This window comes from Oribacterium sinus (assembly GCF_963553175.1).
Lineage (GTDB): Bacteria > Bacillota > Clostridia > Lachnospirales > Lachnospiraceae > Oribacterium > Oribacterium sinus_B.
In genome coordinates this window covers 71,870-86,561 of the sequence record NZ_CAUVME010000003.1, presented here as the reverse complement: position 1 = coordinate 86,561, position 14,692 = coordinate 71,870, and the positions used below count along the sequence as shown (strand labels likewise).

Here is a 14,692-nt window from a genome sequence, read left to right as displayed (position 1 = left end):
GAAAATGTAGATTAATTCTAGGATGAGAGAAGTAATAGTATAAAGTATATTAAGTAAATAGATTAGTATGACAGGATGTGTCATATTCATCATGTATCATGTTTAAATAGATGATCTATTTTTCTTACAATGAGAGGTTGAAGAATGGTAATTGATAGAAAAGATATTGAAAAGATAATTGCTGGAGTTGTAGGCGTTGGAGTAGCTGGGCTTGGAATTGCAACGTTAGTTGAATCAGTAATAGATAAAGGAGAATCCTTTCTACCTTCGTATAGTAGTAATAGAAGCGGTTCTATATCTGAAACAGAAGAAGATAATGAAGAAAATCATGAATATTCAGACATTCCTATTGTTGATGAGGCTTTCGAAGAAGATAGATTGCAGCGTAAGATGGATTCTATGTGGGATAATCATCAAGTTGATCAAATGCGGGAAGAGCATCATAATGGAGAATTTAAACAGAGAGATGCGAGTAGAGATTATCAGAAAGCACAACGTGAGTTTACAGAAAAAAGTAATACTAATCAAACAGAATATATCTACCTGGATTTTACACAAAATATGAATTATGGAAGTTGTAAAAATAGAAATGATGTATATCAGGAATCTATAGAGGATCAATTTGAAAAGATTAAACGTAAATTAGTATTACATGGAAAAAATGACATAACAGATTTGCGAAAATTTGTACGCCTTTGTTTTCCTATGATGAAAAGTACATATTATGTTTCACTTCCTAGTTTCGAAAGAAGAATTGAAAAGTCAGAAACTTATCGTGGTGCTGACTGTATATATAATATGGTTTTGCGTCCTGCTAAAAAAGGCGTAATTTCAGTTACCATCCCGAAGGAATTTGATGTGGTGTTAGTAGGAGATTTGGTGTTTAGAAATAATCTGATTTCATTCGTTGTTAAAGGACTGGATCTAATAGATGAGAATGTAGAAAAATTTGGAGAACTGCAAGTTGATTGTGCTGCAGCATGTGCTATAACTAGAAATTCAAAAAATTTGCCAGATTATGAAATTGAAACCAGGGACTTATATAAGCCATTCCTTACCAGGGACATGGTTTTATCGTTGTGTGAAAAAGTATATCCTATCGAAAAGCCTGAAAGAGCGATAGAGGTTTTTGAAAAATGGAAACGATATGTTGAATTTAGAAACTATTTTCTAAGTGTGCAGTCACAGCGAAATGAAAGTATTCAAAGAATAAAGTTTGTTAAAGCCTATGCAGTTAGTAGATCAGATTACAGAAAAAATGAAGATATTTATGAACAACATTTACTTGATAATAACAAAAACTTTATTCAGAGAGAGCAAGTTCTTTTAGATCATCCTAATGAGGATACGGCCGAATTCCCTTTGGTAAAGGTTGAATTGACAAGGAATTTAGCTGAGATTTCTAAAAGTATGTCAAGAGACAGGAAGATTACTATTTTCGAAAGAGAATTAAGGCGATTTACGCGTGTGCAAGTCGCGTTGTCACCCCATAATCCTGAAAATGGAGAAAGCACGAATTTTAGCAAGAACATTATTTATTTGGGGGATAGAGTTGCATTTGAAGTTGAAGATGAAACTCCTAATTGTGATGATATTGTTCAATTCTTTGAAAGTAAGATGGATATGGTAAAAAGTCAGATTGATAATACGTATGCTGGTATTATTAAGCGAGCCATTGAGTCCTATCGTGAAAAGGAAGAAAAAAGGCTTTCTGACGAATGTGAGAAGGATATTAACGAATATTTCAATTCTTTAGACAGAAATCTGGAATTAGATGTAGAGAATAATGCTGATAAATCTATTCAAAGATTATATCAGTTAAGAGTCGGAGAGATTAAGAGTGGTTTTGACCAACAGAGAATACAAGTTGAAAAAAAATATAAATATAAACTAGAAGGTAAAAATGGTGAAGCAGAAAAAGAAAAACTTAATTTTGAATTAGAAGCAATTAGAGAATCTGAAACAAAAGAAATAAAAAGTATTCAAATACGTTCTTGGTACGAAGAGCGAAATAACAAATTGAAAAACGATTTTAAAAATAGTCGCGTGTTACAAAAAAACAGAGAATTAGAGCATTTATGTGAAGAAAAGGAACGTCTTCTTAATCTTGAATTGGCTGATACTATTTATAAGGAAGAAAAGGAATTTAAAAATCAAATAGAATACGAGAAACAAGAGGAGATAAAGAAAAAAATAGCACAACTTACATTACGTCATTTTTATATATATTTTAAGGCTGATGAAATTGATTTTGAACACTTGAAATCAGACGTTGTGTCTTCTTATAGATTTTTAATTTATGATAACCGTGCGGAAAAAGCAAAGATAGAACGTCAAAGAAAAACTCTTGATTCATTCTATCATGGATATGTTAAGAACCCGTTCTTAGCTTCTTATTTATTTGTTCCCGAAGCACTTGGTAAAGCAGAGAGCGAGATGCAAGAAATAGAATGGTTTGGAAGCAGACTAAATGATAGTCAAAAGGTAGCGGTTAAAAAAGCCTTGGCTAGTAATAGTTTGTTCTTGTTACAGGGGCCTCCTGGAACTGGAAAGACAGAAGTAATTGCTGAAATTACTGCACAATATGTTAAGCAAGGTAAAAAAGTTTTGGTATCTAGCGAAACGCATAAGGCTATAGACAATGTCTTTGACAGATTGCCCAAGATACCAGAGATTAGGCCACTACGTTTGGTTCCTTCACAATCAAATAAAGATACGGAATATAGTCCGGAAAAGCTGGTTGATAACCTGTATTTCAGTATTTCATCTAGATTAGTTAGTCGCATCCTTCAGTATGAGAATTTCACTGAAATGAAGAGCAGTTTTGGTGAAAAAATGCAAAATTTAAGATTTAGATATGACCAACTGCTTAAGCTAGAAAAAGCATGTAGAGAAGTGCAAACAAAAAAGCAAAAATTGCAGAGTAGGGTTGAAGCCATTGATACGTCTGTTGAAGAACGGAGAAATGCTAAGAGACCATTACTAGAAGAATTAAGCCAGTATAACAGCGTTTTGCTGTGTATTGATAAAGGTGCTTTCTGGGGGGATATTGAAAAGTCAGATATTTTATCAAAAATTGGAACAAAGATATACGAAATATTAGTACAATATGACTTCTTCTTTGAAGTTGATGAAAATATAATTCAAAAAATTTACAAAATAAATTTAGAGCAAGTAAGAGAAGAATTCAAAATTATGGAAAAAAATAGTTCTTCTATGAGCATTGAACAAGAAAAAGCAAGCATTAGATCAAAAATTAGAGCACTTCGGGATCCTGATAATGATGAAATAATCGAAGGGAAAGAGGATGAATATGAGCAACTGAGGAAGCGGCTTATATCTTTGAAAAGTGCTAAGGATACAAATTCAGATGTTGACTATGCTTCACTCTCGGTTGCATCGTTTATACCAGCTGATAAGTTATCTGAAAGCTCTGCTAGGACAAAAATTCTTCAACAATTAGCAGATATAAAATCAGAAATATCAAGATTTCTTAATTTTGAAAGAACTAAAGTTAGTAATCTTTCTGCTGAATTAGGCGAAAAAGTCGATGAAATTGATTCACAAATTTCAGAGTTTAAGAGAAATAAAAGCTTACTACAGATCGAGATTGAGCATCTGAATGAAGATGATTCTTACTCTAATTACCGCCGTAAACATCAAGAATTAAGAAAAGAAATTGTAGAATTCTTTTCTGACTTTGAAATTCTTGATGAATATCCAGCAGATGACTATGCTGTAGCAATTGAAATAATATCAAGAAGATGGAACGAAATCGAAAGTAATCAAGAAGCGTTGCAACAGGAGAATAATTCAAAGATTCCAATGTATAAAGCTATTAGAGAGTACCTTAACGATGAGGAAATACTTGAGGAAGATAGAATTAGTTATACGAAGAAATTATTCGATAATGCAAACGTTTTTGGAATGACCTGTACAAGCCGCGAGTATTTCAGTGAAGATTCTATGCGTTCATTAAGAGAGTATCAGCTCGGTAATATTAATATTCGTAATGTAGGTATTGATGTTGTTATTATTGATGAGGTAAGTAAGTCCTCATTTCTTGATTTAATGATTCCGATTTTATATGGAAAAACTGTTATTCTTGTTGGCGATCATAGACAGTTGCCTCCAATGTATGACCTAAAACATATGAAGAAGGCTGATTTTGATGGCTTAGATTCGGAGGTTATTGACTATGACTTAAATAAACAATACCAGGAATTGTATGAAACATGTTTCTTTAAGACTTTATTTGAGAGTGTTCCCAATGCTTACAAGATTATGCTGGATAAGCAGTATAGGTGTCATAGTGACATAATGGATGTATTCAATCATTTCTATAGTACAAACGGGAAAGGACTATCGGTAGGATTAAGTAACCAAAATGATCTAAAAAACCATGATTTGGAAATAAAGAGTAATGGATTGACTTTGATAGAACCTCAAAATCATATTTACTTTGTGAATTGTACAGAGTATGAATCACAATTGGATTCTGAATCTACATCAATCATAAATCGTCAAGAAGCTGAAGTTATATCAAAATTACTTCAGATGATAAATGAGCAGTATGGAAAGATGATAGAAAAGGGGACAATAAGAAAAGATAAGAAGAAGGATGAAAGAAAGAGTGCTGGGGTTATCTGTACATATCGTGATCAGGCTAGACATATTAAGACATTGATAAAGGGGAAATCATTTACAAATTTTTCTTCAAAAAGAGAGGATAAACTCATTATTAATACCGTAGACGATTTTCAGGGCGATGAGCGTGACATCATAATTGTATCAATGGTTCGAAATCCAAGAGGAGGTAGAACGAATTCGGATTTTATTAAGCAATTTGAAAGAATAAATGTTGCTTTATCCAGAGCTAGATGTCTTTTAGTTGTTGTGGGATCGCTAGATTATCTTAATAGTATAGCTATAGACTTACCAGATATTAATGGAAATAAAGATCTTGATAGACACTCATTCCCTGTGTATCGGGAGATTATCAGAACTATACAGGCAAAGGGTAAGGTATTACAAGCATCAGATGTGATTGGGGAGGTGTCAAATAATGGAAAGTAAAGCTTTATTTGAGGTTGAAACTGCATGGCCATTTCCTATATTGCAATATACCACAAATACTTCTTTTGTAGAAGTAAGGAAAGCTTCAGGTATAGCATATATTCTTTTGCAACTTATTAGTAGTTTGGAGAATAATAATGAAAAGCTTGTAGCTATGCTAAAGGGCCTCGGTGTACCTCATGATATTCACTATATATTTGCTGGTGAACTAGCTTCTATGATTAATTTGGGAATTATTCAGATGCAGTCAGGGAAAGAGTTTGGCACAGAATTGATAGGCATCTATCGGGTTTCAGATTTTGAAATTACTAAGTTAGGGAAACAACTATTCAAGGAAGGTGCTATACCGACAGGCAACGATAAGGTTAAGAAACTCTATACATATTATGATGTTTCGAGAAAAGATACACTAATTAAGTTTGATAGAAAGCTATTTAGACTAGATAATTCTACTTTGGATGAAAATTGTGTGGGGGATGTTGTACTTACTGATTCTGATATTGAAATGTTTATCAATGAAAATATGAATCAGTATGCTTTTAGAAAAGGTGAGCGCATATCTGGTTTTGAGCATGAACCTCCGGAGTTTCTTGTATATAAGATGGATGATGCTGTAGTATTGCGCATTTTGGAGGATGGTGTTCAAATTCAGGCGAAGGATAAGGAACAGGATGCTTTTATTCATAAGTTCTATAATGCAGATACAGTTACTAGAATTATTAGTGCGAAGAAGAAGTATCATTTTTCGGAAGTTATAGTTTCTGAAGTAGAAGAGTATGATTACAATTCTTTGACTGACGTGACTAGGATTTGCATGCCATCTCAAATCGCATCAGTAACAAATGTTAAAAGTCCGCTAACTCTTGAGAATAAGTGTGAGATACGTGGAAGCGAGTGTTCAATAGATGGAGATTACGCATTAAAACTAATGCGAAAGTGCAAAATTAATGGTGTGGCATGCTATTTTGACAATGGTCTGTTGTATTCAATTATACCTGGTAGGTATTTGCTTGATGCTTATGGATATTCGGGAAAATGCGCAATTAATTTAGTAGTTGTACAAAAGATGGCAGAAGATATAAAACAACGGTTGATGAGAGAAGTGTTCTTAGGGTGTATTGATTCAGTTAATCCTTTTGAAAAATGCATTATTATCAAAAAATTGACTATCATTTCAAAGTGTAAAGATTATTTAGAACAGTTTGCCAATGCATTATTATGTAAAACTGAATCTTATACGGAAAAGATTAATCTGTTTTTTAAATTAAACGAAGAGTTTATTAATGAAACGGAATGGAAGGATTATTCACAAGAATGTGCTGAGCGATTGTTTGAAATGTTATGTACACAAATTACGGTTGATGGGTTTGCCGCACAAAATATTCTAGGAAAAAAATTAAATAAAATAATGGGATTAAATGAAGTAGAATATATTTCAAAAATGTCAAAGAATCTTATTGGCAATCAAGAAGATGCTATTGTATTTGAAGCATTGGAAGCTGCAGATTTTAGTGTTGATGTAATCTTGAGCATAATTAATATTTTCGATGTTTATTGTCAGCGGATTATCGAAGGCGTGGATATTATCGGAAATAGTAAATTAAGTGATCACTGTAAATCATTAGGATGGGCACTTTCAGAGTTAAAAAATCTAACGGGAATTGATAATCCATTTGAGGGTGCTGCAGAAATGGATTTTGACCAGGAAAGATTTATTCAAGTGATGGTAACATTTTCTGATTCAATGAAAAAAATTGAAAAATATAAAAATTTTGCAAGGGAGTACTATAAGAGACTTGCTCTTTTCCAGGAGCGCTTTATTGAAATAAAAGAAGTGGTCACTATTGAGAAAGAAGCGACCAAAAATCCTAAAAATATAAATATGAACTATATTGAACAGATGTTAAAAAAGTCTAGATATAAAGATTCAATTTGTGATTTGCATGTGAGATTGCAATATGAACTAAATCGTTTGTATAATACTGAAAACATGTCAATATTTAATTTATTATCAGAAAGCAATATTTCAAATTTTTTGGATGATCAAGAGATAGACCAGATGCATGCATTAAGAAAATGTAGAAATGGTTTCCAACATCCAAAGGATAAAAGAGATATTCAATATTCAGAAAAAACTATACGTGAATGGTGTTCTGTTGTTGAAAAGTTGGGAGGCATGAATAATGAGCCACGCAGTGAGAATTGATTATCAAGGTATTTCAATTCAGTGTCAGAGTATTTGTGAGATGGCTAGCAGTCATCTATGTAAACTGGATAAAATGCTCGATGAGATAGAGAATAGTTCTAAAAGATTACTTAATTCACAAACAGAAGCATTAAGAAAAGAAATAATTAAAACAAAACAGAAACTGCAAGCAAAGATAGATTCAGTTATCCAACAAGCAAGAAGAAATGCAAGCAGAGGAACAGTAGTTGTTGATTCTGATTTTATGGGTAAACATGCAAATGCATATGGCGTAATTGATGAAGCAAAAGAACTGAAAAAAATGGTTGCTAGACTATCTGACACCAAGATTGTTGAGTTTGAATCACTGTTAAATCAGTTACTAGGAAACAAATTAGAAAGCCAAAATGAGAGATTAAAAGATTTAGCAAGTGGAAAGTTAAGTATCAATATAGAGGTTCAACGAAAGATTGAAGAAATAGAGGATGAAATAGTTAAACAATATGTTTATTTAGCTTGGGTAGATCATCCTGATGAAAGTTTTGATAGACTTTACACAATTGCGATGAATGTGAAGGATTTGGCTGACAGAAAACAATATGAAATCACTGAAAAGGCCAAGATTGAAGAAATTAAGATAGAACTTCGTGAAGAGAAGATAGATGAAACTACAATTGATAAAATAACAAGTGTTTCTAATGGTACAGCAAAGGAAAGAATCCAGAGGGTTAGAGAACAGGCTAATGCTAAGATTGTTGATGAGAAAGTTCGCAAGGAAAGTGTAAAGATTATTGTAAAGAGCATAAAGAACAGAGGTTTTGTGGTAGATGCAAAATCAATAAATATTGATCGTGCTAATAATCAAGTCATCATAGTTGCAATGAAACCAAGTGGAGCTAAAGCAGAATTTAAGGTATTCCTTGACGGGAAGTTTGAGTATTGTTTTAATGGTTACGAGGGACAAGCCTGCCAGAAAGATATACAACCTTTTATGCAGGATTTAGAAGAAGTATATGGAATAAAAGTAATGAATCAGACTGAATTATGGGGGGGGAATCCGGACAAGAATTCTACTATAAAATATCAGACTGTTAATCACAATTCTATAGGGGGGTAGATAAAGATGGCATTGGACAATGCATTTAACAGGCTTAAAAGAGAAATTGGTATTAAACGATGCATAATAATTGATGGTAATGTCGGCGATGTTTATCAGAATGAAAAGGGTCAAATTCTTGACCTGAAAAATTATCTTAAGCAGATATTAAATGATATGGAGTATGACAGTGTTATCTGTTGGGATAAGGTAGATGGAACAAAGGATGATATTGGTAATCTTGAACTTGTTGAAGAGGTTCAAGTAGAAGGCGATCCTTACCTGGAAGATGGAGAATTTGCTGATCTTTTGGATTCTGGAAATTCACAAGGGGACAATAAAGGAGATATTTATCTTGATACTACAGATGTTAAGGAAATGTTGAATATCGTCATGAAGAATCTGCTTAATAAGAATAAAAAGGTGGTGTTTATTCTCAATTGGGCTGACTTCATCTTTTCTGGGGCGCAACTACCGCCAGATGAGAGAGAACAATTAACAATATTAGGTAAGGCTATTCGAGAGAAAATGCCAGATTATAATTCAACGGATGTTAATGAAAGTACGGTTATTTTGATAACTAATAAACTTGCAATGTTTCCTATCTCATTTTATCAGGGAAATCCGGAAGTCTGTACACTGACATTACCAAAACCAGATCGTGAAGAACGTGAGGCAATGGTTAGAAAGATTGCAATAAGCTTCAATGTGGTAACTGATAAGGGCAAAGATTTGATGGAATGCGAAAAAATCAATGAGTATATTGATATGCTCAACGATTTTACTAACAGAGAGATTATTCAGCTTGCGCGCCTGTCTAGAAAAGAAGATAAAATGACTTTTGATAAGTTATTTCTTTTATTTAAATATGGTGAAAAGGATAATCCTTGGGAAAAGTTGCCATATGTTGAAGTTAAAAATATAAAGGAAAAACTTAGTGAACGTGTCATAGGTCAGGATGAAGCAATTGAGAAGATTAAGAAAGTTGTAGTAAAGGCATATATGGGAATGACTGGACTGCATAAGACATCCAGCAGGTCTATGCCTAAAGGAGTCCTTTTCTTTGTAGGACCTACGGGCGTTGGTAAAACTGAATTATCAAAAGCTTTGGCTAAATTTTTGTTTGGTGATGAGGATGCGTGTATTAGGTTCGACATGAGTGAATATGCACAGGAAAACTCTGACCAGAAATTGATTGGTGCTCCTCCAGGGTATGTGGGATATGAGGAAGGTGGCCAGTTAACAAATGCAATTAAAGAAAAACCTTTTAGTGTCATTTTATTTGATGAAATTGAGAAGGCTGCAAAACCTAATCCAAGAATTCTAGATATTTTTCTTCAGATATTGGAAGATGGACGATTAACGGATAGCAAAGGAGAAACCGTATACTTTAGCGAGAGTGTGATTATTTTCACTTCAAATCTAGGTGCATCAGATGTTAAGGCGGATTCTGGAAATCCTTCAGCGGAATTTATTGAAAAGGTAAAAGACTATTTTAATAAGGAATTAAAGCGGCCTGAATTGCTTGGGAGAATAGGGTATAGTAATATAGTTCCTTTTAACTTTATTAAGGATGATGAATTCAGATTAAAAATTGCACAATCTAAATTGAAGCCAATAAAAAAAGGTATTGAAGAAAAATATCATATGACATTAACTTTTGATGATGAATTAGAATTTATCAACTATGTAATAGGTGATGCTGATAAGAGTAAAGGTGGTAGAGATATTCTTAATGCTTTAAATGATAAATTACTTGATGATCTTGCAATGTGGCTCTTTACTAACAAGGAAGATTTAAGAGAATTGAGAGGAAGTAGTATTTGTGTTGAAACAAAGAAATCGGGACTTTCCTTTAGATTTGAGTAAGAAACTAAATATTGCTCATATTAATTTATGTACGGAGGTTGAGGGACCATATAAAAGAATGGCTATATGGTTCCAAGGCTGTAATATTTTGTGCAAAGGTTGTTGTAATCCCGAGTTACAGGAAATCAAGGTGTCCCATCTAATGACTGTTCAGGATGTTGTGGATATTGCTGTAAAATCAAAGGCTGAGAATGGAATAGAAGGAGTTACCTTTCTTGGAGGTGAGCCAACACTGCAGGAAGGCTTGCCGTGCCTTGCTAAAGCATTAGCGCAGGTTGATTTGGGAACTATTCTATTCACAGGAATAGAATATGATAATTTAAGTGATGATATTAAGGCAAATATAGATTTGATTGTAGATGGAAGGTACGAGGCTACGCTATTTGATGATGAACGTAACCTTGTTGGTTCTAAAAACCAGCAGATTATATATTTATCAGATAGGTATATAACTTGCCTAAATTGGTTTATGAAAAACAGAGAGAAGAAAGTTGAAATAAATGTTGGCAGTATGCTGTTTGTCAATGGAGATGTAATTTAGCAATTAATATGACAATGAGGAAATACTTGTTTTGGAAAGGATAAGATGGAGTTAGAACACATAAGGCAGTTGCTAAAGGAAAGTTTGAAAGGCTAAGACCTTATGGGAAGAAGCACTTTCTTGGAGGTGATTAAGATAAAACTGTTTAGAGGTTTGAAAAATGCGGTAATTACCGAGAATGAGTGTATTGATTTTTGTTTTATTTCTGAAGCAATATTAATTCAGCGTTTTTGCATTGAAGATACTACAACAGAGATTTCCATCTGGGACATAGATGAAATATTGTTTTGTGTAAATTAAATAAAAATTGGTAATTGTGAAATTCACTTTTCGTCTGTAAAGACATATATTAGGCAGGTGATAAATCTTTCTAAAAAAGGCATGAAAGACCTTTATATATAATTTGCTGGAGTATTCAGAAAAAGATACTCCAAGTGTTGAGGAAAAAAATGAGTTATTGACTGAAATTCCAAGTGTTTTAACTCAAAACTTTAAAAACAATTTGAAAGCCCTTGGTACCCCTTATGAATCAAAAAGAAATAACTAAAAAATTCATATCAGATAAATTGCTCTTTTCTGTAGATAACGCCTTATCCGGCGATAAAACCTCCAAAACCTTGCGTATTCTAGAGTTATACGATGAGTTTACAAAGGGGCATCCGGTGAATAAGGCTTCACTGGCACAGAAGTACCATGTGGACGAACGCTCTATCCAAAGAGACATTGATGAAATTCGTATTTTCCTATCGGAAGTATTAGCGGACGGTAAGGAAGATGAATGCAAGATTCTCTATAGCAAGGCGGAAAAATGCTTCAGAATGGAGAAAAATAAGTCCTCCAAGATGAGCAACAGCCAAATTCTGGCAGTTTCTAAGATTATATTGGAATCTCGCGCATTTCCGGTGGAGGAAGTAAATGAGATTTTGCAGAAAATGGTAGATTCCTGTGTTCCCGCTGAAAGTATGAAGCTTGTTCAAGAACTGATTGGTAATGAGCGTTTTCATTATGTGGGGATACAGAAGGAAAGCCTTCAGGATAAGCTGTGGGAAATTGGCTTGGCTATTCATGAAAAGAATTTGCTGTCCATTGACTACTGCAAGGGAAGTAGCAAGAGAGATAAAATTAAAAGGGTGGTGGCGCCGGTATCCATCTTATTTTCGGAATATTATTTCTACTTAAATGCCTTTATTATGGAAAAGAACGAAGAGGGGCGCTATCGGCGAAAGTATGATTTCCCTGCTATTTTCCGTCTGGATAGGATTGAAAATTATAAGAAATGTAAAGAAAGCTTTATTGAGCGGGGCAGTGAGCGTTTTGAAGAGGGGGAGTTCCGTAAACGAGTACAGTTTATGTATGGTGGAGATTTGCAACGAGTGCTTATCAAATTTTACGGAGAAAATCCGGAGCCTATCACGGATCGATTACCTACTGCGACCATTATGGAGCAGGGAACAGATTATTTCATTATCAAAGCAGAGGTTTACGGAAAGGGAATTTTGATGTGGCTCTTAAGTCAAGGGAAGAAGGTAGAGCTACTAAGCCCGGAAAGTCTCCGCTTGGAAATGAAAGAAAGTATTGAAGAGATGTTAAAGCTCTATCAGGAATAGTTATAGTTTGCATTGAAAATTTAGATTTCATCAAAGGAGGAATGAACATGTCTCTATTACCGGATTGGAGGATTTGCCCACAATGTCATAAGAAATATAGCTTTAATCCCGATGTGGGAAAGTTTAATTGCCCTCATTGCGGTCATCCTGCTCTGGGAGGAAAAGCAGATATTTCCCTAAAGATTCAGGATCCCTTTGGAAAAGGGGAGAATCCTCTGTTTGGGGGAAAGAAAAAGTAAAGCATGAACCATCATCTAATTGTTTTAGAAATTTTAAAACATTGGGCGATGGTTCTTTTTTCTTTGAATCCCTTTTATTCCCCTTTACACTCTATAAAAAATCTTAGAAAGAAAACGTAGAATGACATTATTTGTCCTCCTTAAAAGCTAAAATTATCTTATCTTCCACGGGAAGAGTAGATTTATACCTCGCTTTCAGGTTCGGAAGGAATTGCCTATCAAAGGGATAGGTGGTACTTCCGGACCGATATGTAAAGAAGTTTTACAAGAATGTTTTTAAGGAGAATGAGTATGGAAAAGCTATTGTTTGGAGATTGGGAAGATTGCCTGAATCCTGTAGAGGAGCTTTTGGATGGTCTGCAATCTTCCATAGCAGTGTTGCTTTTATTTAAGCTAAGGGAGGAATAAGATTATGGGATTTTTTTCAGGTGTTATAGTAGCTGTTACTACAGCAGTGGCAGGAGTTATGAAGGGACTGGCAGTAGCCGGATTAGCCCTTCAAGGTTTAAAGAGTTTAGCTGCTCCTTTACTAGAACTTGGAAAAGAACTGGGGCTCATAGAACCAGAAACAGATGTGGAGGATTTAGGGGATAAGGCGATTCAAAGTGACTTGAACCCTGATGATTTTGATTGCTATGAGGAATATCTTAAGGCTGTAGAAGACTATAAACTGGATCCGGAAAAATCAAAATTGAGTACAGAGGAAAAGAAAATTCAGAAAGGCATTGAGCTAACAGTAGGAGTTATGATTGACAAATACCAAGAATTTCCTATGGGGGAATTTATTAATATGATTGGTCATAATCAGAGTTTCTTTACTGAATCAAAGATGGGGGAACTTGCAATAGTTATTAAAACGGATGGGCAGAGCATTTCTGATATTTTGCACTATGTTGATGGTACAGAAAAAAATAGTACTAAGATTCAGGGGACTGTTGATACTCTTCTTGAAATTGAGAAAAACACAAATCCCGGTCTTAGTGATAAAGAAGCCTTTAAAAATGTTATGGAATTAAGACAATAAACGGTAACTTTGTTAAGAATTTTACTAGACAACACTATATTGAAGTAGGTGAATAATGGAATATAATCTTTTGATTTGTACTGCTACTACAAAGTGGATTGCAATAGATATTAACCCCAATGGGGGTTAGAGAGACTTAGTTTTGATGGTAATGACTTTACAGAGATTCATTCTTCAGAGGATGTATTAGAGTTTTGCGCAAAAATTCTTGGCTATTACAATATTAATAAATTTAATGATATTAATCTCAATGTAAAAATCGTAATGGTATCAAAATATTCTCCTTTGATTTCAGAACTTTTTATGCATATGAAAGATGTGGCTAGTGTTAATCTTATTGATGCAAAAACTGTGCTTCCAATTTATGCTCTAAAGAGTTGCTTAGGCTAAACTAATAAAAAGATTAGTATTATTTGTATGGATGAGAAATTTTCTTTCGAAATAGATGATGAACTTAGAGTAAAATATAAAAATAATATTGGAGATGAAAAAATACATATAGAACCTGAAAGTTTTTCAACAGTAAATAGCTTTACTTTTGAAAATTTATTTTCGAAAGTAAAAGAGTAAAGTATTGAAGAGATGTTAAAGCTCTATCAGGAATAGTTATAGTTTGCAGTGAAAAATTAGATTTCATCAAAGGAGGAATGAACATGTCCCTATTACCGGATTGGAGGATTTGCCCCCATTGTCATAAGAAATACAGCTTTAATCCCGATGTGGGAAAGTTTAATTGCCCTCATTGCGGTCATCCTGCTCTGGGAGGAAAGGCGGATATTTCCTTAAAGATTCAGGATCCCTTTGGGAAAGGGGAGAAATCTCTGTTTGGAGGAAAGAAAAAGTAAAGCATGAACCATCATCCAATTGTTTTAGTGATTTTAAAACATTGGGCGATGGTTCTTTTTTTCTGCAAAATCCTGTTGGTTAAAAAGCATTTTCCATTGAACCCCATTAAATCCGGCAAAGCTCTTTTATTCCCCTTTACACTCTATAAAAAATCTCATAAAGAAAATATAGAATGACATTATTTGTCCTCCTTAAAAGCTAAAATCATC

General features: G+C 33.9%; 11 protein-coding genes. All 11 read left to right on the top strand.

All coding sequences use genetic code 11. The annotated features are described in order from the left end of the window. The first annotated feature begins 144 nt into the window (after window positions 1–144). On the top strand, window positions 145–5,076 hold the full coding sequence (locus tag RYO92_RS01430; RefSeq protein WP_315369235.1) for a DEAD/DEAH box helicase: 4,932 nt from the start codon (window positions 145–147) through the stop codon (window positions 5,074–5,076). Further along, on the top strand, window positions 5,066–7,282 hold the full coding sequence (locus RYO92_RS01425) for a hypothetical protein (protein ID WP_315369234.1): 2,217 nt from the start codon (window positions 5,066–5,068) through the stop codon (window positions 7,280–7,282). The genes RYO92_RS01430 and RYO92_RS01425 overlap by 11 nt, the downstream gene beginning before the upstream one ends. Beyond that, window positions 7,260–8,378 carry a hypothetical protein gene (locus RYO92_RS01420; protein WP_315369233.1) on the top strand — a complete coding sequence of 373 codons (1,119 nt, stop codon included), beginning with the start codon at window positions 7,260–7,262 and terminating at the stop codon, window positions 8,376–8,378. Before RYO92_RS01425 ends, RYO92_RS01420 begins: the two co-directional genes overlap by 23 nt. A 6-nt stretch (window positions 8,379–8,384) precedes the next feature. After that, window positions 8,385–10,226, top strand: a complete 1,842-nt coding sequence (locus tag RYO92_RS01415; RefSeq protein WP_315369232.1) for an AAA family ATPase — start codon at window positions 8,385–8,387, stop codon at window positions 10,224–10,226. Then, on the top strand, window positions 10,183–10,767 hold the full coding sequence (locus RYO92_RS01410; RefSeq protein WP_315369231.1) for a 4Fe-4S single cluster domain-containing protein: 585 nt from the start codon (window positions 10,183–10,185) through the stop codon (window positions 10,765–10,767). The genes RYO92_RS01415 and RYO92_RS01410 overlap by 44 nt, the downstream gene beginning before the upstream one ends. 102 nt (window positions 10,768–10,869) lie before the next feature. Then, the gene (locus tag RYO92_RS01405; protein ID WP_315369230.1) at window positions 10,870–11,067 is read left to right on the top strand and encodes a hypothetical protein; all 198 of its coding nucleotides are present in this window, start codon (window positions 10,870–10,872) and stop codon (window positions 11,065–11,067) included. Window positions 11,068–11,429: 362 nt separating this feature from the next. Further along, window positions 11,430–12,374, top strand: a complete 945-nt coding sequence (locus tag RYO92_RS01400) for a helix-turn-helix transcriptional regulator (RefSeq protein ID WP_315369229.1) — start codon at window positions 11,430–11,432, stop codon at window positions 12,372–12,374. 47 nt (window positions 12,375–12,421) lie between these two features. Continuing rightward, window positions 12,422–12,613, top strand: coding sequence for a hypothetical protein (locus RYO92_RS01395; protein ID WP_315369228.1), 192 nt, complete (start codon window positions 12,422–12,424; stop codon window positions 12,611–12,613). A gap of 412 nt (window positions 12,614–13,025) precedes the next feature. Then, window positions 13,026–13,637 (top strand): hypothetical protein, encoded by a 612-nt coding sequence (locus RYO92_RS01390; protein WP_315369226.1) that lies wholly within the window; start codon window positions 13,026–13,028, stop codon window positions 13,635–13,637. 417 nt (window positions 13,638–14,054) lie between these two features. After that, entirely contained in the window at window positions 14,055–14,207 is a 153-nt protein-coding gene (locus tag RYO92_RS01385) for a hypothetical protein (protein WP_315369225.1), read from the top strand. A gap of 83 nt (window positions 14,208–14,290) precedes the next feature. Further along, on the top strand, window positions 14,291–14,482 hold the full coding sequence (locus tag RYO92_RS01380; RefSeq protein WP_315369224.1) for a hypothetical protein: 192 nt from the start codon (window positions 14,291–14,293) through the stop codon (window positions 14,480–14,482). Window positions 14,483–14,692 lie beyond the last annotated feature (210 nt).